Below are 22,312 nucleotides of genomic sequence, written 5' to 3' on the forward strand. Positions count from 1 at the left end.
TTGTTTGTCGTTTAAATTAGCGATGTGCTCATATTTTGTGCCCAATGCATTGCCTCGTAATACAGTGTATACAAGCGCTCGCCGGTTAGCTCAAATTCAGCTGCGATATAATCTATCTCATCCCAGTTTGCCTCTTCGAACGCGTAGCAAGCTCTTAGTTGGAGGCCCATGTTAGAGTCTTTGTTTTTATGACAAAGCGCATCTTGAAGTTCAGCACCGACGGGCAGTTTCTGTACTAAGGATTCCATCGGTTGATCCAATAACGCATCCAACATGGAAAAGAGGCCCAATATAAAGCTACTCGGTGGATTTTCTGGTAGTTCTAATTCAACTGACATCAGTGAGCAGAAGCGCGCTCTAACCAATGACTGGATGAGCAACTCTCCAGGTTTCTCACCGCGTAGATTAGCTAAGGCCAGAAGCGCGATAAACTTTTTAATTTCAATGTGACCCATGTAGTTCAGGGCATGCTGCAAGGATTCAATCTTTTGGCGCTTGTTGATCAGAGGATTGTTTACAAAGCGCATTAGTTTGTATGCTAAGCCCACATCTCGCTCTATTACTTTAGTCACTTCTTTCACGTCAAAATTGGGTGAGTTACTTAAGCTTACTAATTCTGTTACCGAGTGCAAAGAGGCGTTAAGGTCGCGATGTCTGATCATTTCAGGACGTGCTAGGAAATAACCTTGGAAAAGTTTCACACCCATATCTTTGAAGCGTTCAAACTGTTCGTGGGTTTCTACTTTTTCAGCAATTATTTTGATGCCATGACTGTTCAATTGTTGAATTTTGGCAACGGCAGCAGGGCCTTGCTTCTCAATTTCCTCTACTTCAACTTTGATGTAATCAACGAAAGGCAAAAATACATCCCATCGCGAACCAAAGTCATAGTCGTCTAATGCCAATTGATAGCCTAAATTACGAATATGTTTACATGCTTGCACTAACTCATCGTTGACCTCTACAGTTTCAACGATTTCAATCACCACACTCAGAGGGTCAAGTGTTGATGGGAAACGATACAAAAGAGTATCGCGGTGGAAATTGATAAAAGCGGGTTTATTAAAGGTAATATCTTCAATACCAATCGATAAGTGACTGGTCGCAATCATGTTACTCGTAGCTTCATCTGGAGACATGTCTGGAAAACAATTACTGTCGCCATCCCTGAACAGTAATTCGTACGCAAATACACGTTTTTCGACGTTATAAATGGCTTGTCGTGCTACATATGCAAACATTCAAAAGTGCTCAAATTATAAACTTTGTGATAAATGATATTAATCAAATTTTTTACATAAAAATATGATCGTTTTTGGAATTTACCATATAATACAATAGTGTTTTCATCTAAATAAAAAAAATCTAGAGAAAATCGGAAAATAAAGGGTCTTAGGGCTTGAGTTCTGAGCAAGAAGCCTTATATTTACTGAAATGTTTTAATCGAACTTCCGTTCTAATTGAGTGTCTATTATATAGATGGACTATAAATGTATCGGCTGTAAAACGCAGCAAAGGCATCACAATTGCTCTTGTGTGGACGAAATACCGAAAGCGTATGTTCACGAGGATATGTTCACACTAAGAATGAAGTAACGAGGTAATAATGAGTACAAAAATGCAATCATTGGCGTTAAGCGTCCCGCAAAGTGGCAGTATCGAAAGCTACATTCAGGCGGTGAGCGGTATTAATATGCTAACTGCTGACGAAGAGAAGTCGTTAGCAACACGTTTATTTGATGAAGGTGACCTTGAAGCTGCGCGTAAGCTTGTTATGTCTCACCTGCGTTTTGTTGTTCATGTCGCGAAATCATATGCTGGTTACGGCTTGCCACAAGCAGACCTTATTCAAGAGGGTAATATCGGCTTGATGAAAGCAGTGAAAAGATTCGACCCAAATGTGGGCGTGCGTCTGGTTTCATTTGCAGTGCATTGGATCAAAGCTGAAATTCACGAATTCGTATTGAAAAACTGGCGTATCGTGAAAGTCGCAACAACAAAAGCGCAAAGAAAATTATTCTTTAACCTACGCAAAGCGAAAAAACGCTTGGGTTGGTTTACTCATGACGAAGTGCAAAAAGTGGCTGATGAGTTAGGTGTAAGCACAAAGGAAGTATTGCAGATGGAGGCTCGTATGAGCAGCCAAGATGCAGCCTTCGACCTGACTAACGATGATGATGACTCAACTGCTTTTGCGCCGGCGCAATACTTAGAAGACAAATCAACAGACGTTGAAATGGAAGTTATTAACACAGATCATGACAAAACAGCGTCAACCAAACTGTATTCTGCTATTAAAACATTGGATGCACGTAGTCAGCATATCATCGAAACTCGTTGGTTAGCTGACGACAAAATGACTTTGCAAGATTTGGCAGATGAGTACGATGTGTCAGCGGAGCGTGTTCGCCAAATCGAAAAGAACGCGATGAAAAAGCTGCAAGCTGCTATGGCGTAAAGCGCTTTATCATCGACAACAAAATATAAGCTACACCAAAACGCCGATAGTAATATCGGCGTTTTTTTATTTCGAAAAGCGGGCTTTCAAGCTACCTAAGTAGGGTTCGAAGTGTCTCCATTGTTCCAGTCCTGAGGTGTAGATTGGCTGTCGAACTTGCTGAGCGCTGGGCGTTTTCACCGCGCGCTTGTTTTTATGGAAGTCGAGACATGCTTGCTCAAACGGTAAACCGCAGAAATCGAGAATACGACGCACTTGGTTTTCAGTATCGGCCACGACTTCTTCATGTCGCACTAATAAAATTTCATCGGGAAATAAGGCGTCCCAATGAGCCATTAAACGTTCGTAGTTTTGATAATACTGACCAATGTCATCAAGTGAGTAGGAAAATTCCTGTCCTTCGCCAAACAATTGCTTAAAGCCACTAAAGCAGCAAGCCATGGGTTCTCTGCGAGCGTCAATTATCTTTGCATTTGGCAATATCATCTTTATTAGACCAATATGCATATAGTTGTTTGGCATTTTATCAATAAAGTAAGCCGCGCCCTGACGGTAGACTTTGGTTTCTTCTATAAATTTTTGACCAAATTTCGCAAATAGATCGTTTGGGATCTGCTTCAAATTCAGTGGATAGCTTGGCTTGTTTCCTTGCTTTTTACTCAGGGTTGCGGCTAAACCCAATATTTCGTGTAGTTCCATCGTGCCATCGACTTGAGAATGCGAAGCCAGTATCTGTTCCAATAGCGTAGAGCCAGCACGGGGCATGCCGACAATGAAGATCGGTGCACCATCGCTGCAGCCTATCTCGTGCCGCTGCTCAACTAAATCTGGGGTGAAGGTGTTTATCTGGGTTTGGACAAACTGAGTATGCTTCTCACTGGAATATGACAAGGTGCTACTTTGTAATGCGTTTCCTTGTTCATAATGAAAGAAAGACTTGTCGAACTGCTCTTCATCTTCATAATATTTACCCAAAGCAAAATGTAAGTGAACTTTCTCCTTTACAGCGAGTTCTGGATCGTGTGTACCTGCCAGCATCGAAGCAACTTCGTCTTCGGCAAAGCGATAGGTTTTGGTGTTGGCTAAACTCCAATAAGCGTCGCCACAAAAGCGCTGTTGTTGATAAGCGTTTTGATAAGCAGAAATAGATAGGGCAATGTCACCCTGAGTTTTGTATGCGTGGCCCAACAAAAGATAAACATTGGCTTCAGCGCGTCCGCGTTCTATCAGTGCGAGGTACACATTGATAGCCTCTTTTAATTGACCTACACCAACTAATGCAGTCGCTTTAGCTACTTGATAGAAAACATTCTCTGTGTCTTTGCTGCATAAAGCTTCTGTGAGTTCGAGCGCTTTCGAAAACTTGCCAAGTTTACTATAAATCTTAAATAGCTCGTATTTGGCTTCTAAGTTATCCGGTGCTAATTCGCAGCAAGTCTCTAGTACGAATTCAGCTTCTGGTATCGCTTTCAAGCGCAGGGCAATTTCAGCCAGTAATAATAAAGCATCAAGTGAGTGCTTATTGGTTTGTAAGAATTGTCGGCATAAGGCATCTGCCTCCAACACTTTCCCGTCATAAAGTAGATCGCTTGCAGCCAAAATTGGTTTGGGTAAACGGCTTAGTTTACCTATTTGCTGTTGGCAAAGGCGCAATGCTTCTGATTGTCCATTCTCTTGATACACGGGTAACAAGGCCTGCCACGCAGACAATAAGGCTGGGTTAAGTTTAGTGGCCTTGTAAAAATGGACACTTGCCTGCTGTTGTTCACCCATTGCTCGATAGTTATAAGCGAGCTCTTGATGAGCTCGTGCATGTTCTGCATTAATGACGAGTAGTTGGTGCAATGTCTCGATAGCTTTTGTATGTGCTTGTTGCAAACGTAGGCTGACCGCGAGTAAGTAATGCGCCATTGTGCGGCTATCTGTGTCGATATCTAAGGCTAATAGAGCATTAACTTCAGCTTCTACTTTTGAGAACACGCCTTGTTGTACAAGGGTTTGTATCGCTTTTAGTTTTTCTGCAATTAGATGGGCACTTGGTGGGCTTTGAGACATAGGTTCTTCAATAATACTTATTTTATTCGATAATTTAACATAAAAAAGCCCCAACTTGGGGCTTTCTTAGGGTCTTGCTACTGTGCTTACTTTCTACTTTTAATAGAAGTCGTAAGACAGTCTGAAACCAATGGTGCGAGGACGGTTAGTCACTACTTTTGGCGTAAACTGCTGATTATCGATGTGCAATACAGCGCGCTCATCAAACAGGTTGTCGATGTAGATTTCAGCCTTCCATTCATCATTAGTCACACCGAAAGCAACGTTTGCTAGTGTGTAACCATCTTGGATGTAACGTCCGCCAGCAAACAAGTTGCCGTTGGTATCGGTATAACCGACGCCGTCGTATACTGGTGCTTCATTTTCGATGCTCAAGCCACTGCCAACACCATAAACTAAGCGGGTAGTGTCTTCTAATACATAAGCGTCCATCGACATGCCCGCCAAACGGTCACCCGTATAAACCAGTGAGCCATTAACAAAGCCAGTCAAGCCATTGTCCATTTCGTAGAAGTAACGCGCACGTAAGTTACCAGAGAAATCAGCTGAGTAAGGTAGTGCTGCGCCAACAGGTGGTGCAATGCCATCTAGTTCCGCATTGATACGAGTCAGTTCTGTATCTAAAATACTGAAAGAGGCATCGATAACCAAGTTATCGGTTGCTAACCACGTAATGTCACCATCGATACCTTGTATTTCGGCATCACCGACATTATCGGTAAATACCAAGAAGCTGATGTTTGTCGGGTCGAAACGTGAAGTCTGAAGGTCCGTTATTTCAGACATATATGCCGTTGCGTTTACACGCAGGATGCCGTCTAAGAAGTCACCTTTCATACCAATTTCGTAGTTTTTCAGAGTATCCGTTGTTGAATAGACTGGGATTCTGAAGCCATCAAACGCGCCTGATTGGTTTGTCGCTAAGCCACCACCAACACGGTTTGTTACCGGTGGTCTGAAACCTTCACTGTAAGTTGCAAACACGAGTAAATCGTCATTCGGTTTCCAATCAATGGATGCTTTGTAAATGACATCATCTACGGTAAGCACGCCATCATCATCCAATAGCGATACATCAAGTTGACCACTGGCGATCGCGGCATCTATAGCAGCTGGATCTTCGCCTACAGCGGCTAACTCAGCTGGGTCTAAGGAACCAAATGCACGAATTCGACGAGTGACGTCAACCGTTGAGGTAGAGCCCTTATATTCGTCTTCAATTTCGTACCAACGCGCGCCAAGGCTGACCGTTACGGTATCTGTAATGTCATATTCTGCTTGACCGAATAAAGCAATTTGGTCGATTCCATGAGTGACATCGTTTACGAAGCTAACTTCAGAATTGAATGGACCACCGTCACTATTGATACCTTCCTGACCGACTGTTGTTCTGGCTAGGTTAGGGAAAAGTTCAGTATTGGCAATTTTGAACTGGCCAACGGTGCTTAGCTCTTGTGAGTCATAAAACACACCAGCTGTGATGCGCCAGTCTTTAGATGCATCTGTGTTAACTCTGAATTCGTGAGTAACGCGAGAAGTATCCGTATCTTCTTTATAGAATTTAGTTGGGTCTAAACACTCAACGTCTGCTGGTGTTGCTGCGGTGTAGTGGTTACACACGTAGTATGCAGCAAATAAACCACCGTTAGTGTAACCGGTGTAATCGACAGTTGATGCGATGTCACGGTCTAAGAACCCGCCGGTATAAACCACTTCAAGCTCGGCTAAACGGCCGCTTAGTGTCCAAGTTGTTAGTCCGAAAGTATCGCTGTTTTTGTCCGCTTGGAAACGGTTTACAGACTGCGTACCTTCAAGGTTAGGGTCATATGCGAATACGCCCTCTGTATCAAGTTGTTGTTGTGTATGCTGGACAAGTAAGTCCCAGTCAGCATTAATTTCATGCGCTACGCCAACACGTACACCTGAGTAAATAGCATCATTTGAATCTTTCTCAACAAGTGCATCGTTATTCGGTGATACGACAGACGCTTGAGATGCATCTGGAAGAACGCCACCAGAAATACGGTCAATAACAATAGCGCTGCCAATGTAGCCGCCTTCGCCTGGCTCGTTTCGGATGTTATCGATCCAACCGCCTTGATTGTCATTATATGCAGTAACACGTACCGCTAAATCATCACGTAAAGTGAAGTTCATGAAGGCTTCTACTGAATTGCTCATTTCACCATCTTTAGTGAAGCTTGCGCCAAGGTCTACGCCACCAGAAAAGCCATTGAAGTTTGGCTTGTTTGTGATCATGCGCACGGTACCAGACTGAGAGCTAGCACCAAATAAGGTACCTTGAGGCCCAGGTAACACTTCCACTCGAGCAACGTCAGCAGCATAAATATCAAGGTTTCGACCTTGCATTGATACTGGCTGCTCGTCTAAGTAAAAAGCGACAGACGGTTGTAAGGCTTGCACAGTCGAAACGGCAATGTTCGTTTGAGAGGTTGCAGCACCACGAATATAAATTTCGTTTTGGCCAGGACCTGTGCCTTGGAATACAACGTTAGGTAAAAATTCGACATAGTCTTGGAAGTTATCCACCCCAAGATTCTCGAGCGCTTGTCCACTGAGTGCACTTACTGTCACAGGTACGTCTTGAATAGATTCAGTTCGTTTTGTTGCTGTGACTTCAATTGTCTCGATCTTTGGGCCTTCTTTTACTTCAGTCGCATCTTGCGCCATTGCTAGCGATGATGCACTTAATGCCGTGATAATAGCGTAGCTTAGCTTGTTAATTTTCAATGGTGTCCCCTACTTGATTTCCGTTGACTGTGGTTTTTATGCACTTCATGCCTAATAAGTTCACCTTAATTATTAGTGTGCTATTTATTAGGCATGAATGTATTTCAACCACATCGTACCACATTAAATAGGCAAATTTAACCTTGTATGCTGGCTCGAGGCCTATTCCGGCTTTTTGATAGTGCACTAAGTAACAGCTTTCTGTAGAATAAGAGTGTCTAATTCAACGCAATGTAATATGCTAGGCGTTCATAGAAATAAAGGGGTAATGAGTGAATAAAGATGTAGTTAAAGGCAAGTTGAATAGCGCGGTCTTCTATCCCGCGTCGGTATTAGTTATTGGCCTGCTAGCATTTACCTTAGTGCTTCCTGAAATCTCTGCAGAGTTTTTCGCTGCCTTACAAGCAACGATTGTAGAAAACGGCAGTTGGTTCTATGTCTTTGTTGTTGCGATTATTCTCATATTCACGCTTTATCTCGGGCTGTCCCGTTACAGCGATATAAAACTAGGGCCCGACCATGCTACACCCGATTACTCCTATGTCAGTTGGCTATCTATGCTATTCGCTGCGGGTATGGGCATAGGCTTGATGTTTTATGGTGTTGCGGAACCATTAATGCACTACTTGTCGCCACCGACTGTCGAGACAGGCTCTATTGAGGCGGCAAAGGAAGCAATGAAAACCACCTTTTTTCACTGGGGCCTTCATGCTTGGGCTATCTATGCCATCGTTGCGCTTATCCTTGCTTACTTTAGTTTTAGACACGAGCTCCCTTTAACTTTACGTTCAGCACTGTATCCGCTAATCGGTGATAAGATTTACGGCTGGCGAGGCAACGCCGTGGATATCTTCGCGGTTATCGGTACTTTATTTGGTGTCGCTACTTCGCTTGGTTTAGGTGTGTTGCAGATCAGTGCAGGACTCGAATATTTATTTGGCTTCTCAGCTACCTCTAGCATGCAAGTTATGCTCATTTGCGGCATTACCTTTATTGCTATTCTCTCGGTGGGTAGTGGTCTTGATAAAGGCATCAAGCGCCTTTCTGAATTGAACATGATGCTCGCGGTTGGCTTACTCTTTCTCATATTAATATTAGGTCCAACTGTCTTTCTACTAAAGGCAATGATGCAGAATACCGGTGCATATTTATCTGACATCGTACGCAATACTTTCAATTTGTTTGCCTACCAAAAAACAGATTGGATCGGTGGCTGGACCATTTTCTATTGGGGGTGGTGGTTAGCTTGGGCGCCGTTCGTTGGCTTGTTCATAGCACGTATTTCTCGTGGACGTACAATCAGAGAGTTTATTCTGGGCGTAATGCTTGTGCCTACCGTGTTTACATTAATCTGGATGACGATATTTGGTAACAGCGCTATCGATATGGTGTTAAACCAAGGCAATGAAATGCTTGGCACTTTAGCGAACGACAATACGCCGGTTGCCTTATTTTTATTCTTAGAACAGTTCCCTTGGTCTAGTGTTTTATCTGTAATCGCGGTCCTTATGATCGTTGTCTTTTTTGTTACGTCCTGTGATTCCGGTGCAATGGTCATCGATATGTTATGTAGTCATGGAAATAACAATACACCACTTTGGCAGCGTGTTTACTGGACTGCTGGGGTAGGCATTATTGCCGCGGTGTTGTTGCTTTCGGATGGAATAAGCGCACTTCAAACCATGACAATTGCCAGTGCTTTACCTTTTGCAGTTGTGCTCCTAATCGCGATGCTAGGCCTAGTGAAAGCCCTTCGCATAGAAGCTTACAAGCGCGACAGTTTGCTCATTGCTCCGTCACTGATGCAAAGTAGCGGTAATCAGGAGAGTTGGAAGGAACGATTGAAAAGCATTGTTGACTTTCCGAGCAAGCAACGTGTATCGAAGTTTATTACCGAAGTCGGGCTTCCATCCTTTGAATCAGTGAAGGAGGAATTGAAAGCGTTGGATATTGCCGCTGAAGTCGAACAAACAGAACAAGGCATACGCTTTTATGTGGAACAAGGCGAAGCGCAGGGTTTCAGCTACGAAATTCGTCCTAAGCGTCATCTGCAACCTGAGTTTGCGAATGATGATGAGGGCGACACCGAAATCGACAGCGAATATTATCGCGCAGAAGTGCACTTAGGTGAGGGTGGGCAAGACTATTGCGTGATGGGATGGTCGAAAACAGCACTCATTAACGATGTTGTTGACCAATATCACAAACACTTGTATTTTCTCCACCTAATGCGTTAAGCGCCTGTGAAAGGTTTATTATGAAAAAAGATGAAGAGTTGCTAGTCGCGCTAAGAAAAATCATCAGAGCGATTGATATTCGCTCTCGACAGTTGAGCAAAGAAGTTGGCCTGACTGGCCCTCAACTGCTCATATTACAAAAAGTGGGTAAACAAAAAGGGGTAATGGTCCGCGAAATTGCCGATGACATTAATCTCAGTTCTGCCACAGTGACGAGTGTGTTAGACAGAATGGAAGCCCGTAATTTAGTGGAAAGGATACGCAGTACAGAAGACAAACGTAAAGTCGGTGTATTTTTAACTCAGGAAGGTGAGAAAGCCCTTGAAACCGCACCATTGCCTTTCCAAGAGCACTTTACAAATAGTTTTAATAGCATGGAAGAATGGGAGCAAAGTCAAATGGTTGCTACGCTTCAGCGTATTGCCACGATGATGGGAGCGCAAGATGTCGATGCATCGCCCGTACTCGAAATCGGTAGTATTATCGAAAAATAATTCCTGTGTAATATTTGTACAGTTTAAAAAGCACTGCTATAGTCGATGAGGAAGTAACAGCTCTTACTTCCTTTTTTCAGTTTTAGGGCAACATATTAAGGATTGATATGAACGTGAACACAACGAAAAACTTAATCACTAAAACACTTTTAACACTCGGTACCGTAACGGCTTTGGCGGCTTGTGCTGTCGAGCCCGCGCTTATGGTGAATACGGAATCGAAGCAAGCTGTGCAGAACTATACTACGTTTTCTTGGGTTAAAGATGACCCAATGTTTATCAATGGCGATTTCCAGCCTAGTCCACAAATGAGTGCCAAGGTAATGGAAAGCATCAAAAAAGAGCTTGAGACCAAAGGCTATCGCTTCACCGAAGAGAGAACAAACGCTGATCTTGTCGTCTTGTTCTCTGTAGGCGCAAATGAGAAAACAGAGTTTGAGAAATTTCCTAATTATTTCTCAGAGAATGCGCGTTGGATGAGTAACTATCAAGACGGAGATGTTGGTGAAGTGACGAAAGTCACCGTGTTGCATGCCGGCATTGCGATTGATGTTTTTGATCGAGAAAAGCGTGAAGCTGTGTGGTATGGCTCGGCAAAGAGAAAGCTGAAAGAGCATGATGAGGCAAGTGCTATACTTGACCCTGAGGGTCTTTCAAAGTCAGTTCAAGTCTTGTTAACAGAGTTTCCTAAGGCGAGTTAATCCACTATCATGGGTGCTTCGCCACGGGGTTTAATCTTGTGGCGGTAGTACCCAATATTTACCGGTAAATTCAGCGACCGCTGTGTCACCGTCATGCAATTCAACTTTCAAATCGATTGGGCATTTCTTACCCGCTGTTAATAGGTCAAAGCGAGCCTTTACCGATTCAATATTGCATACTGCTCTTGGCTTCATCGTTATTGGCTTGTGATAATGTATATTACCATCGCCTAAGACAATTTCACCAACCAAACCTTTTTGTTTAAGCTGTAAAAATATCATACCCCAACCTGTAAGTGTGGCTTGAGAAAAGATACTGCCGGCAAACATGGAACCGTGCAGATTGATGTTTTTGTTCAGCGATGCACGCGTTTCAATTGTTCTTTCAGTGTATTGGTATAGCTTAATGCCCATATGTTCAGTGATCGGGATTTGTTCGTGCCAGGTGCTCTGAAGCTCTTGGCACCACTTGGGATGCAGAACCAGCACATTGTTATCAACAAGCAGCTTGAACATGTGCGTGCGTTTAAGTTTGCCGAGTTCGTTTGGCGCTTCTTTTTCGATTTGGAAACCACAGGCCGAGAAAAATGACATGGATGTTTCTCGTGAATTGGTTACAGCTCTTTCGGCACCTAAGTCCCTAGCAACGGATTCTAAGGCAGACAATATGATTTGACCGACGCCTTTGCGACGATATCGTTTATCCACTGCAATATGGCGTATTTGTGCTTCTTCTGAAGTATTTAGATGTATTCTTCCACAAGCAACGATCTCACCTGAAGGGTTTAAGATGACACGGTGCTCACTGACAGTTTCATACTCGTCTTTTTCGGAACCAATAGGATAACCCCATGGCTCTCGCAACCATTGCCATCGAAAGTGGAAATAATCTTCTAATTCTTTTTCGGTTTTTGGTGTGGCGATGGTAAACACTGCTAATCCTCTTTGCGTCCATGTGTGCAACACACTATATTAGCATGATAAATGAAAAGTAACTGGTCCATCGTTTACTAGAGCGACCTGCATGTCTGCGCCAAATCGCCCGGTTTCACATATTTTGTATTGAGCATTAACGTGTTCAATAAACGCTTGGTAGATTAGCTCTCCCTGCTGGGGGCTTGCTCCGCGTGAAAATCCGGGGCGGTTACCTTTTAAGGTATCTGCGACTAGAGTGAATTGAGAAACCACTAATAGCTGGCCATGAACATCAATGAGGCTTCGATTCATTTTACCGTTTTCGTCAGGAAATATACGATAGTTGTGTACTTTACGAGCCATTTTTTGAATTTGCTCGCTTGAATCGCCTTGTTCTACGCCTAAAAATAGCAGTAGACCAGTGTCAATCGAGCCAACGACTTCACTGCCGACTGTCACTGATGCCTGTGTTACTCGTTGAATCAGTCCTTTCAACGGATCGCACCCAACTCAAACATGTTATTCATAATCCGTGTGAGTTCGTTAGCAATGCCGATTTCAGACATACTGTGTCCGGCATTGTTGACAATTTTCAATGTGGACAAAGGTAAGGCTTGCTGAACAGAGTACGCAGCCTCTAATTTGCAGACCATGTCATATCTACCATGCACGATATGACAAGGTGTTCCTTTCAATGCATCGATATTGTTGAGGATGAAGTTCTCATCAATAAAGCACTTGTTCAAAAGGTAATGACACTCTAGCAGAGCGAGGCTTTTCACTTGGGCATCCGCACTAAGGTCACTGGCCATTACACTGGGGGCGACTAGCCGTGAGATATAACCTTCCCAATCGTACCAAGACTTGAGTGCAGGAAAGCTCACGCTTTTATCCGAGTGTTTAAACAGCTCGATAAATTGTTCACACACCGCGCTTGATGAAGATAAGTCTTTTATATGAGATGAAAAGTTTTTATATGCTTCTGGGTAGATTTGCGCTGCACAACCGTTCGGTCTAAGGAACCAATCAAAATCTTCTTCTCGAGCTAAAAATACACCGCGTAATACTAAAGAGAGACAATTTTCCGGATGCATAATGCCGTACATTAAGGCAAGTGTTGAACCCCATGAACCGCCAAATACCACCCACTTCTGAATGCCTAAAGACTCTCTTACAAATTCAACATCGTCGAGTAATAGCTGCGTGGTATTGTGTTGTGTATCGCCAAAGGGAGTTGAACGCCCGCAGCCCCGCTGATCAATGCCGATAATACGATATTTGATAGGATCAAAAGGCCATTGGTAATTGCGACCTAAGCCGGCGCCTGGTCCGCCGTGAAGGTAAACGAGAGGTATACCGTCGGGGTTGCCGCTTTGTTCAACGTATATCTCGTGCCCATGAGAAACAGACATAAAGCCTGTTTGATATGCGCTATTTGTATGGAAGAGTCCGTTCATACTACTCAATACTATTGTTAAACTAATACAAGTGTCGTTTACGCGACAGATACAAGCTATTTACAAATGTAACATTTGATTTGTGGTATTATAACTCATTATTTTGCTTAGCAGATCATTGCTGACGGTATTTTGGGAAAAAGTAAGGATGAACATACCTAAGGCATTGATAAGGTAATAAAATTATATTTTCAGTCTTAATCAGAAAGGAAGAATTATGTTTCGTATACTTACAATGATGTTTGTTTTGGTATTAAGCTTAAGCGCTTGCCAGTCGGTAGTAGACAATGCTTACTATGGCATGTGGGAAAAGCTAGGTGTAGAAAAGCGAGATTTATTAGTAGATAGAGTGGAAGACGCTCAAGATTCACAAAAAGAAGCTCAGGAACAGTTTTCCTCAGCCTTAGAAGAGTTTAGCGCGTTAATTAACTTCGATGGCGGTGAGTTAGAAAGCGTCTACAAAAATTTAAGTGATCAATTGGGTGCAAGCAAAGACAGCGCAGCTGCGGTCACCGCGAGAATTATTAAAGTTGAAGATGTAGCCACTGCTTTGTTTGAAGAGTGGGAAGACGAAATAGATTTAATTAACAGTGCGACCTTGAAGCGTGACAGCAAACGTAAACTCAATGAAACAAAACGAAAATACGATTCATTACTGCGCTCCATGCGTAAGGTAGAAAAAAGCATGGATCCCGTATTAATTGCGCTGCAAGACAATGTCTTAGCCTTAAAACACAACCTGAATGCAAACGCGATTGGTGCATTGCAAGGCGAGTTTAATAATATTAAGCAAGATGTGACAAGCTTAATTGCTGAAATGAATACAGCAATTAAACAATCTGACGAATTTATTGCGGGTATAAAAGGCTAACCGTCGCTTATTCAGCTTCAGCAGCATCGATATCGAGCCCCATTTTTTCCATGATTTCACGGGCAGAAGCAGGAATACGGTGAGGATTGTCCTTTTTTAGATCAGCGTCGTCGGGTAAAGGTTGCCCAGTAAACGCATGCAAGAAAGCTTCGCATAGCAATTCGGAGTTGGTTGCATGACGAAGGTTGTTTACTTGACGGCGCGTGCGCTCATCGGTAAGTACTTGCAGCACGTTGATAGGAATCGATACGGTCACTTTTTTTACCTGTTCGTTCTTCTTTCCGTGTTCTGCGTAGGGATGTATATATTTACCGTTCCACTCTGCCATGTGAATCCTTAATGGTTTTAGTTATATGAAAATTCTAACTGGAATAGAAAAAATATCAATCTAGAAGTGTAAACTTCTTGACGTCTAGGTGTATAAAACGTAATTTAGACGTCTAAACGTCTATAAGTGAGCAAGTAACATGGTTTCCTACGCACAGGGTATTGATGCACTGAATCAATCTCTATCTGAATTGAGAGATATCGAGGTGTCTTTTGAGTTTTTTCCGCCAAATTCTGCGGCAATGGAAAGCACCCTTTGGAAATCTGTTGAGCGATTAGCACCTCTTAAACCCAAATATATGTCAGTAACCTATGGGGCGAATAGCGGTGAACGTGATCGCACTCATTCTGTTGTTAAGCGTATTAACAACGAAACAGGCGTGCCAACAGCACCACACCTTACATGTGTTGATGCCTCACCTAGCGAGTTAAAGCAAATTGCAAAGGACTACTGGGACTCAGGCATCAAGCGCATCGTTGCCCTGCGCGGAGACTTACCTCAAGGTGTGGATAAAACTGATATGTACGCTTCAGACTTAGTCGCGCTTTTAAAGGACGTGGCAGATTTTGATATTTCGGTCGCGGCTTATCCAGAAAAGCATCCAGAAGCACCTAATGCTCAATTTGATCTATTGAATCTAAAACGCAAAGCTGAAGCGGGTGCGAATGAAGCAATCACCCAATTCTTTTTCGACACCAGTGTGTTCTTGCGTTTTCGGGACCGCGCCGCGGCTGCTGGTATCGACTTGGATATCGTACCCGGTATTCTGCCCGTGACCAACTATCAAACTCTTCAGCGCTTTGCTGGTTTTACAAATGTGCATGTACCAAATTGGTTGCATAAAATGTATGAAGGTTTAGATGATGACGATCAAGCAACTCGTAACCTACTTGGTGCCAACATAGCCATGGATATGGTCAAGGTGTTAGCTAAAGAAGGGGTGAAGCACTTTCACTTTTATACTCTGAATCGCAGTGAACTCAGTTACGCAATATGTCATATGCTAGGATTGCGTAGCCATTCGAAATAGGCAGTGTTATTTCCTGATTAGGCTTGAGTGGGGCCTTAGCCCTTGAAGTTTACGGTACACCTGTAGTTTAAGTTTGCGATGGAACACTGTAAACTGCAGGTCTAACGTCCATTGTCATCATTGAGTTGCGCTACCTTGAATCTACCTGACTACGTAAATAAAAAAGTAAGTTACTATCAACCTTTGCTAATTAATATTGGCAAAGCGTTTGTTGACCATATCCGTAGTGAGCGTATCACCGTTTCAGCAGGGCATTTAGCCTACGTTTCTTTGCTTTCATTAGTGCCTGTCATTATGGTCTTCTTTATGATCATGTCAGCTTTCCCTGCATTTGAAGATGTGCGTGAACAACTAGAGAACTTCATTTTTAATAACTTTGTGCCCACTGCCGGTGATGTGGTGCAAGATTACATGGGTGATTTTGTGTCTAACGCCTCTAGCATGGGTGCTGTGAGTATTATTTCACTTTTGGTGGTGGCGCTTTTACTCATTTCGAATATTGATAAAACCTTTAATCACATCTGGCGCACGCAAGTCCAACGCCCGCTAATTTATACCTTCGCAATATATTGGATGGTTATTACCTTAGGCCCATTGTTAATTGGCTCGAGTATTGTTGTAAGCTCATATCTAGCTGGGTTGGCGGCGTTTGCGGAAGAATATACCCCAGGTTTAGGTACCTTTTTCCTAAAATTAGTACCAAGCTTCGCTGCAATCGGTGCATTCTTGATTTTGTACATGATTGTGCCTAATCGTCCAGTACGCGCAAAATATGCATTATGTGGTGCAATTCTGGCAACTGTGTTGTTTGAGCTTTCGAAGAAAGGCTTTGCCGCTTACGTAACTAGTTTCCCATCCTATCAAGTGATTTATGGTGCGCTTGCGGTTGTGCCAATATTGTTTGTTTGGGTCTATCTGAGCTGGATTGTGGTACTGCTGGGCGCCGTATTTACTTACAGCATCACTGTGACTTGTGATGCAAGAGATGAAGCTGAAGAAGAAGCGCAAAATGAGAGAAAAGCCCTCGAAAAACCGAAAGAGGCAAAGGTATCAAAGGCAAGTGACGAAGATAAGCCAAAGGACTAAGTGCTCAACGCCTTAGTCCTTGTTTGGATTCTTATTACTCAAGCCACTATCCCGCAAACTACTCGTCAGTAAATCTATAAACTCAGGCACATCGAAATATGAGGTGTGTATCAGTTCCTGCCAGTTTAGGCTTTCGCTCAGTTCGCAGCGAATATCGGGGCTTCCTCCCGCTTGTTCCGACATGCCCAACACGACTCTGACCTTATGTAAGGTCTTAATGGCATTCTTTTCGCTATGCTTGCGCAGGGGGGCGGCGATGTTTTCGCTTAAAAAGTCACATTGATGTTTGAATAAAGGGGGGTGTGAACCTACCGCATACACGTCTTCTTTCAATAGATCATCTCCCCATGCTCGCTGTTTAATTGACGTCCAAACGATATTGTTCAGCAAAGATGACAAAGGTCGCCCAACAATGCCTGCAAGAAAGCTGAGTATTTTGGTGAATATCCAAATAATCGGAATGCAGAAAGCCAGAATCATGACCAACATCATCCAAGTGAAAAAGCCAACACCAAAGCCTTCCTCTTCCATGTCTTCCAAGAAAAAGTGGGCAATTCCGAGTATTTCTTTACTATCATGAAACGCAATATCTATGGCGAAGTAGAGACCCACAAAAATCACCGCGACAAACTGTAAGCTGGACACAATGGGGGCTAGAAAGTTATTCGGTACGATTGGTGCATTGATTTGTCGGATGTTACTCAGTGCGCTGATTGCCTCGTCTTCTTTGTGCCAGAGGCCGCACCATCTTTCACCGTATTGCTCCTCGGTTTGCCTCTTTTGCTTCAGTGTGAACCAACTTTTTTTACGATGCTCATACAGCCATAAAGCCCCATAATTGATCAGGCCATACAACATCATTGCATACCCCATATCAAGTACTGTCTCATCAAGTTGGTCACCGAAGAAGCCGATTGCAGCAATCCATAAACCGAGTATGAATAAGACAATGCCAGTGGTACAAATAGTTAAACCCAAACTGCGTAAACGCTGAAATAGAAAGGTATTGGGGCGGTAATCTAGGAAAGGAGTACCAACAGTACACCAAAGCTTAAGCCTCTCGAAAGGAGTATTATCAGCGACTGATTTTAAGAGTGCATTGTATATGACGGAGCCACCGTGGCTATGCCCAACTAAATAGTAGTCTTGTTGTGCAGCGTCGTAACTAAGCAATAGCTTCGCCAACGAGCATCCTGCTGCACGCCGCTTTTCTTCGCTATTCGGACCGTCTTCCCATTGAAAAGGGACAATGTCGACTTGATCTGGTTCGAGCTCTAGACCTTGTTGTAGTTTACCCATGAAAACGCTGCCTAACTGCCACCATTTATCGCCAGAGCTGGTAACATCACCAGCTCCCGTGCCATGCACGGTGACTAGTTTTATGGAGGGATTGCTCGTTGTTTGATTGATTTCAGTATTAGTAGACACAGGATGTTCCTATTATTGTTATTTTCAATACTGCTTATTTTTTATTCAAGCTAACAGCTTTTGGTAAGAAGGTCACTGAATTTAAATTTGAGCCTGACTACAAGGCCTCTAGGTGATTCCAACGTGTACAAGATGCTAACGCACGAGCAATTTCGTCAGTTCCTTCATTTAATTCATGTTTAATTTCATTGTTAATGCGCCTATCAATAAAATGCAGTGTAAATGCCAAAGATAAAAGTCCAGTGAGTTCATATTCGAACACTTCATCTTTGGTAAAGTAATCTGCAGTTTTGTCTTCTTTACTGCTGTTGAAGCTGACAGGTTCCGATAAACGATTGTGATCAATAAAGCTCAGTTCTATTTTGTGGGCGCCGCTGAGTTCCAACAAACGCGTACCCAATTGAGTGACGAAGACCTGCAGTTTTTGCGTTTCAGCAAGTACCAAAATATCTTTGGAAAGAAAGCGCTTAAGCATGTGCAGATCTTTGTTAAAAAAGGCATCGCAGGACTTGGAGATATATTGATAGGCTGGAATCGCGAATAATGAACTTATCGCAGCGGCAACAAATGCTGAAAAGGTTTTATTACTCAAACCAAGGGTCTGATTCAGTAACACCTGCATGCCTTGGTCTAAACCCGCCCAAGCTGAAAATGCGAGGATCGAAAGCAAGCTCAAGGTAGCAGACTTGGAAATCAAGGAATTGACCTGCCAAAGGCCGTAACGCATTAAAGCAAAGAAAATACCCAAACCAATACTCAGCACGATAATATAACGACCGGCCAATACCCCGTATTTTCCTCCCCAAGTCATCAGAGGGAAGTAGAGTAATAATCCAATACTAAGGCAATACACCATTGTAAGTACTTGCTTACGTTCTTTTGTGTTGAGTACTTTTCGAAACTTAAATATAAAGTGCAGTACAAGCACAAACAGCGATAGCGAGATACTCGCTAGATAAACAGTAAAAGCCTTCGGATACCAGTCAACATTGATTAATTGAAAACTGACCAACATAAGTAACGCGCAGAACATGACGCCATAAAATTGAGGCTTACGCCAAACATCTTGATGATCCGCTTGAGGAAAACAATAAAGTCCAATAGGGCCTATGAGTAAAGCAATACTGATGCGTAATGTTTCAAATAGACCTGCATCAATGGCATTGGAACCAATATAAAAAAACTTACTTTCACCAGCAGCAAGTAATAGCGTTAGGCTAATAAGATAGCCCGATAGGAAGTGGCGTGCTTTATTGAATAAGAGTAAGGAAAGCGCTAAACATACGCCAAGTAGAAAAGTATCGAGTAAAATATAAGGCACATTATGCTGCATACCTTTTTTATCGTTCTGTTTGACCGTCTTGTCGTTTGATTCACCTTGTTTTATTGCAGGTAACTTCGCGACAGTATACGTTTTAAGCTGATCATATCGCTCTAGCGATAAGCTTAAGGTTTGTGCACTTTCTACTTTAGAACCACCTTGTTCTGAATTTTTTGTTTCTGCTATTTTGGCGCAGGAAAATAGCGCTTTAACGCTATTAAATTGAGAAACATCGCAAGCATTTATCTTAAACAAGCGGCTATGGTCGAAACCCTGCTGGTACAAACTCGAGCCTTCATGAGAAAACAATGCATAACGATTAATGAAGGGATATTTGAAAATAGAGGCACCGTACTGTTGGATGCCTGCATTTTCTTTTTTATTTAAGCTGGCAGTACCAATTGCGCCTATGAATATAAACAACACTATAATTGCCAAGGATACATAGTAAAAAGTGTTCGCAAATAGTCTTATTGATTTCCCTATCGGGGGCTTGCTTCCTATGTCGGTCATTCCGGGTTTGCAGCCTCAATGTAAAATAGTTGTTTGTATTGTCTGTACAAATATAGTACAAGTGAGAACGCTTAGCGAGAAGTATACATTGCAGACTTATCACCACAGTGTGGCTTTAACTATGGGGAATTGCACTTAGATCAGAGTAGTCGCGTTAGCGCATTTACCTGTTTATTGCACAAACAAAACTTAATTATTTGGAGAATTCTCATGTCAAAAGAAGACCACGTAAACGACAGAAGCCGAGGCGAAGCGCCGGCTGAAGAGCAATCAGAAAACACTGAAACACCAGCAACGCCAAACCAAGTGCCAGCCAGTCCTGCATCTGGGGGAACGACACCAGCAGGTGGATAGACTGCGCACTTCTAAAAAAGACTCGCTTTTTAGTGACTAAAGGTTTTCAATATACCTAAGAAAATTGTCTTAGGAGAAAGCCGTGAGTGAAGTTGTAAATTGCAGCATTGAGAATAATGTCGCTACCATTCGTATTCAAAATGGCAAAGTGAACGCCATATCTCATCAAGTGATTGATGAGCTAAATGCTGCGCTAGACCAAGCTGAAGCTGCGAAAGCGGTCGTTGTATTAACTGGACAAGCTGGCATGTTGTCTGGTGGTTACGATCTTAAAGTCATGAAAGAAAGTATGGCCAAAGCAATGGCTTTGGTTGAGAAGGGGTCTACCTTATCTCGACGCCTTCTGTCCTTTCCTTTTCCAGTTGTTGCAGCCTGTCCAGGACATGCAGTAGCAAAAGGCGCATTTCTGCTCTTATCAGTTGACTATAGAATTGGCGTACAAGGCGATTTTAAAATTGGTTTGAACGAAGTGGCAATCGGCATGAGTATGCACCATGCAGGTATTGAAATCGCAAGAGGTCGTTTAGCGCCTGTTTATTTTAATCGAAGCGTTAATTTGGCTGAAATGGTTGGGCCGGAAGATGCCGTTACGGCAGGCTTCTTAGATAAAGTTGTGCCAGCTAGTGAGTTTGAAGCTACGGTAAATTTTGTTGCGCAGTCATTAACAAAACTAAATATGAAAGCCCACGTAAATACTAAGTTAAAAGCGCGTGCAGACCTATTGAGCGTGCTCGATGAGTCTATCGAAAAAGACAAGCACGCCAGTTTATAGTAAGTAAATTAGTCGGGTGTTGCCGCACAGAATTTAGCGATAAATTCATCTTGTGTCGGTAAGGTATCAACCGATTTATCTATCACCGATTGTATGTGCTGCAGGCGCCGAGATACTTCTTCCTCTGGCAGGTTATCTACAATCGGGTGATAGCCTTCTGGCCTCAACCCCTGTCCATGCATCACCGCCAACCATGATGTTTCATCGAATAGTTCTGTTTCGTAGCGGAAAATGCGCCCATTTGATTCATATAGGGCCATTTTGTCTTCCAGATTTTTCGGCACTGGCATGTTTTTACAATACTCCCAAAACGGCGTATCTTCGCGCTCAGTGAGTTTGTAGTGCAAGATAATAAAGTCGCGTATTTGTTCCATTTCCAATTTTGACTGTTCATTAAAGTGGTCAATATCAATTTGGTTAAAGCCTCTGTGCGGGAAAAAGCCCATAAGACGCGAAATTGCTGTTTGTATTAAATGCAAGCCTGTGGATTCTAATGGCTCAATAAAGCCGGCGGATAAGCCAATGGCGACAACATTTTTATTCCACATTTTGTTACGACGACCTGTTTGCCAACGCAGAAAGTTGGGTTCAGTAATGGGCTCGCTTTCCATTTGCCCGCGCAGTGTTTCTAGTGCTTCTTCATCGCTAACATATTGACTGGGGTAAACGTAACCGTTGCCAATTCTATGTTGTAATGGGATCCGCCATGTCCAACCGGCATCTTGCGCGGTCGACTTAGTGTAGGGTTTGACTTCGTCCTTTGGCATGCATTGCATAGCAACTGCGCGATCACACGGAAGCCATTCACTCCAATCTTCGAAGCCAGTCTTTAGGGTTTGTTCAATTAACAAGCCTTTAAAGCCAGAGCAATCAATGAATAAATCCCCCTCAATGCGTTGACCATCTTCAAGCAACAAGGAGTCTATAAAACCATTACTACTGCGCGTAAACACATCCTTTACTTTGCCTTCAATGCGTGTCACTCCGCGTTCTTCAGAGAAGCTTCGCAGATACTTAGCGTATAAGGTAGCGTCAAAATGAAAGGCATAGGCAATATTGGAAAGTGGACTGTTTTTAATCGCTTGAGAGCGATTAAATTTACCTTTGTAAGCTGCATTGCAAAGCAATGAATAGGCCGACAAGTCTGGGGCCTTGTCTTGTAAATACATTTTTAACCAATAGTGATGGAATTGGATGGCATCCATGTTGGTACCATATGTACCAAAGGGGTGCATGTAGGAATGGCCTTTCTTTTTCCAATTAGCGAATTCGATACCTAACTTGAATGTACCTTTAGTAAATTTTACAAACTTATTTTCGTCTATGCCAAGCAAGGTATTAAATAGGGATATTTGCGGAATGGTGGCTTCACCCACAGAAACCGTTCCGACAGATTCGGATTCAATTAAGGTGATATTACATTTATCGCTGTTAAAGACTTTTGATAGCGCTGCGGCTGTCATCCAGCCTGCCGAACCTCCGCCTAGAATAACGACATTTTGAATGTTGTTTTGTGATGAATTCATTTTTATTATTATCCT

19 protein-coding genes are annotated in these 22,312 nt (G+C 42.9%); 9 read left to right on the forward strand and 10 right to left on the reverse strand.

The window, feature by feature from the left end:
* Window positions 1-11: 11 nt before the first annotated feature.
* Window positions 12-1,241, reverse strand: coding sequence for an EAL domain-containing protein (locus tag RM556_RS09725; protein WP_311361159.1), 1,230 nt, complete (start codon window positions 1,239-1,241; stop codon window positions 12-14).
* A gap of 365 nt (window positions 1,242-1,606) precedes the next feature.
* Here RM556_RS09725 and rpoH point away from each other — a divergent pair, with 365 nt between their 5' ends.
* On the forward strand, window positions 1,607-2,458 hold the full coding sequence (gene rpoH, locus RM556_RS09730) for an RNA polymerase sigma factor RpoH (RefSeq protein WP_311361160.1): 852 nt from the start codon (window positions 1,607-1,609) through the stop codon (window positions 2,456-2,458).
* 66 nt (window positions 2,459-2,524) lie between these two features.
* Here rpoH and RM556_RS09735 read toward each other — a convergent pair whose 3' ends face one another.
* Both RM556_RS09735 and RM556_RS09740 read right to left on the reverse strand, forming a co-directional pair.
* The gene (locus tag RM556_RS09735) at window positions 2,525-4,513 is read right to left on the reverse strand and encodes a sulfotransferase (RefSeq protein WP_311374480.1); all 1,989 of its coding nucleotides are present in this window, start codon (window positions 4,511-4,513) and stop codon (window positions 2,525-2,527) included.
* Window positions 4,514-4,612: 99 nt separating this feature from the next.
* On the reverse strand, window positions 4,613-7,264 hold the full coding sequence (locus tag RM556_RS09740; protein WP_311361162.1) for a TonB-dependent receptor: 2,652 nt from the start codon (window positions 7,262-7,264) through the stop codon (window positions 4,613-4,615).
* 272 nt (window positions 7,265-7,536) lie between these two features.
* Here RM556_RS09740 and RM556_RS09745 point away from each other — a divergent pair, with 272 nt between their 5' ends.
* The 3 genes from RM556_RS09745 to RM556_RS09755 all read left to right on the forward strand — a co-directional run bounded on the left by RM556_RS09745 (window position 7,537) and on the right by RM556_RS09755 (window position 10,696).
* Window positions 7,537-9,501, forward strand: coding sequence for a choline BCCT transporter BetT (locus RM556_RS09745; protein WP_311374481.1), 1,965 nt, complete (start codon window positions 7,537-7,539; stop codon window positions 9,499-9,501).
* Window positions 9,502-9,521: 20 nt separating this feature from the next.
* The gene (locus RM556_RS09750; RefSeq protein ID WP_311361164.1) at window positions 9,522-9,995 is read left to right on the forward strand and encodes a MarR family transcriptional regulator; all 474 of its coding nucleotides are present in this window, start codon (window positions 9,522-9,524) and stop codon (window positions 9,993-9,995) included.
* Window positions 9,996-10,102: 107 nt separating this feature from the next.
* A complete protein-coding gene (locus RM556_RS09755) occupies window positions 10,103-10,696 on the forward strand; it encodes a DUF4136 domain-containing protein (protein WP_311374482.1) in 594 nt (197 codons plus the stop codon).
* Window positions 10,697-10,726: 30 nt separating this feature from the next.
* Here the strand turns inward: RM556_RS09755 and RM556_RS09760 are convergent, their stop codons facing one another.
* The 3 genes from RM556_RS09760 to pip are packed head-to-tail and all read right to left on the reverse strand — an operon-like array spanning window position 10,727 to window position 13,068.
* Window positions 10,727-11,629, reverse strand: a complete 903-nt coding sequence (locus RM556_RS09760) for a bifunctional GNAT family N-acetyltransferase/thioesterase (protein WP_311374483.1) — start codon at window positions 11,627-11,629, stop codon at window positions 10,727-10,729.
* 39 nt (window positions 11,630-11,668) lie between these two features.
* Complete coding sequence (gene dtd, locus RM556_RS09765) at window positions 11,669-12,106, reverse strand: D-aminoacyl-tRNA deacylase (protein WP_311361167.1); 438 nt, start codon at window positions 12,104-12,106, stop codon at window positions 11,669-11,671.
* Entirely contained in the window at window positions 12,103-13,068 is a 966-nt protein-coding gene (gene pip, locus RM556_RS09770) for a prolyl aminopeptidase (protein ID WP_311361168.1), read from the reverse strand. Before pip ends, dtd begins: the two co-directional genes overlap by 4 nt.
* A gap of 217 nt (window positions 13,069-13,285) precedes the next feature.
* On the opposite strand from pip, the gene RM556_RS09775 reads away from it, so the two are divergent.
* Complete coding sequence (locus RM556_RS09775) at window positions 13,286-13,939, forward strand: DUF2959 domain-containing protein (RefSeq protein ID WP_311374484.1); 654 nt, start codon at window positions 13,286-13,288, stop codon at window positions 13,937-13,939.
* A 7-nt stretch (window positions 13,940-13,946) separates the two neighbouring features.
* On the opposite strand, the gene metJ is transcribed toward RM556_RS09775, so the two are convergent.
* Window positions 13,947-14,267 carry a met regulon transcriptional regulator MetJ gene (gene metJ / locus RM556_RS09780; RefSeq protein ID WP_311361170.1) on the reverse strand — a complete coding sequence of 107 codons (321 nt, stop codon included), beginning with the start codon at window positions 14,265-14,267 and terminating at the stop codon, window positions 13,947-13,949.
* A gap of 139 nt (window positions 14,268-14,406) precedes the next feature.
* Between metJ and metF the strand changes: the two genes are divergently transcribed.
* Both metF and RM556_RS09790 read left to right on the forward strand, forming a co-directional pair.
* Window positions 14,407-15,297, forward strand: a complete 891-nt coding sequence (metF, locus tag RM556_RS09785; RefSeq protein ID WP_311374485.1) for a methylenetetrahydrofolate reductase — start codon at window positions 14,407-14,409, stop codon at window positions 15,295-15,297.
* A gap of 120 nt (window positions 15,298-15,417) precedes the next feature.
* Window positions 15,418-16,383: a virulence factor BrkB family protein gene (locus RM556_RS09790; protein WP_409220077.1), complete on the forward strand. Its 966-nt coding sequence runs from the start codon at window positions 15,418-15,420 to the stop codon at window positions 16,381-16,383.
* A gap of 12 nt (window positions 16,384-16,395) precedes the next feature.
* Here RM556_RS09790 and RM556_RS09795 read toward each other — a convergent pair whose 3' ends face one another.
* A complete protein-coding gene (locus tag RM556_RS09795) occupies window positions 16,396-17,811 on the reverse strand; it encodes a hypothetical protein (RefSeq protein WP_311374486.1) in 1,416 nt (471 codons plus the stop codon).
* Window positions 17,812-17,908: 97 nt separating this feature from the next.
* Entirely contained in the window at window positions 17,909-19,558 is a 1,650-nt protein-coding gene (locus RM556_RS09800) for a hypothetical protein (protein ID WP_311361173.1), read from the reverse strand.
* Window positions 19,559-19,855: 297 nt separating this feature from the next.
* Here RM556_RS09800 and RM556_RS09805 point away from each other — a divergent pair, with 297 nt between their 5' ends.
* Both RM556_RS09805 and RM556_RS09810 read left to right on the forward strand, forming a co-directional pair.
* A complete protein-coding gene (locus RM556_RS09805; RefSeq protein WP_311361174.1) occupies window positions 19,856-19,999 on the forward strand; it encodes a hypothetical protein in 144 nt (47 codons plus the stop codon).
* A gap of 82 nt (window positions 20,000-20,081) precedes the next feature.
* A complete protein-coding gene (locus RM556_RS09810) occupies window positions 20,082-20,771 on the forward strand; it encodes a crotonase/enoyl-CoA hydratase family protein (RefSeq protein WP_311361175.1) in 690 nt (229 codons plus the stop codon).
* An 8-nt stretch (window positions 20,772-20,779) separates the two neighbouring features.
* Here RM556_RS09810 and RM556_RS09815 read toward each other — a convergent pair whose 3' ends face one another.
* Window positions 20,780-22,297, reverse strand: coding sequence for a tryptophan halogenase family protein (locus RM556_RS09815; protein WP_311361176.1), 1,518 nt, complete (start codon window positions 22,295-22,297; stop codon window positions 20,780-20,782).
* Window positions 22,298-22,312 lie beyond the last annotated feature (15 nt).

Source organism: Alteromonas sp. W364 (genome assembly GCF_031846205.1).
Classification (GTDB): Bacteria; Pseudomonadota; Gammaproteobacteria; order Enterobacterales; family Alteromonadaceae; genus Glaciecola; species Glaciecola blandensis.

Bases quoted from the DNA above. Each gene is read 5' to 3' on its own strand.
- metJ (WP_311361170.1), bottom strand. From the start codon at position 14,267: ATGGCAGAGTGGAACGGTAAATATATACATCCCTACGCAGAACACGGA.
- RM556_RS09750 (WP_311361164.1), top strand. From the start codon at position 9,522: ATGAAAAAAGATGAAGAGTTGCTAGTCGCGCTAAGAAAAATCATCAGA.
- RM556_RS09725 (WP_311361159.1), bottom strand. From the start codon at position 1,241: ATGTTTGCATATGTAGCACGACAAGCCATTTATAACGTCGAAAAACGT.
- rpoH (WP_311361160.1), top strand. From the start codon at position 1,607: ATGAGTACAAAAATGCAATCATTGGCGTTAAGCGTCCCGCAAAGTGGC.
- RM556_RS09815 (WP_311361176.1), bottom strand. From the start codon at position 22,297: ATGAATTCATCACAAAACAACATTCAAAATGTCGTTATTCTAGGCGGA.
- RM556_RS09775 (WP_311374484.1), top strand. From the start codon at position 13,286: ATGTTTCGTATACTTACAATGATGTTTGTTTTGGTATTAAGCTTAAGC.
- metF (WP_311374485.1), top strand. From the start codon at position 14,407: ATGGTTTCCTACGCACAGGGTATTGATGCACTGAATCAATCTCTATCT.
- RM556_RS09805 (WP_311361174.1), top strand. From the start codon at position 19,856: ATGTCAAAAGAAGACCACGTAAACGACAGAAGCCGAGGCGAAGCGCCG.
- RM556_RS09755 (WP_311374482.1), top strand. From the start codon at position 10,103: ATGAACGTGAACACAACGAAAAACTTAATCACTAAAACACTTTTAACA.
- RM556_RS09735 (WP_311374480.1), bottom strand. From the start codon at position 4,513: ATGTCTCAAAGCCCACCAAGTGCCCATCTAATTGCAGAAAAACTAAAA.
- pip (WP_311361168.1), bottom strand. From the start codon at position 13,068: ATGAACGGACTCTTCCATACAAATAGCGCATATCAAACAGGCTTTATG.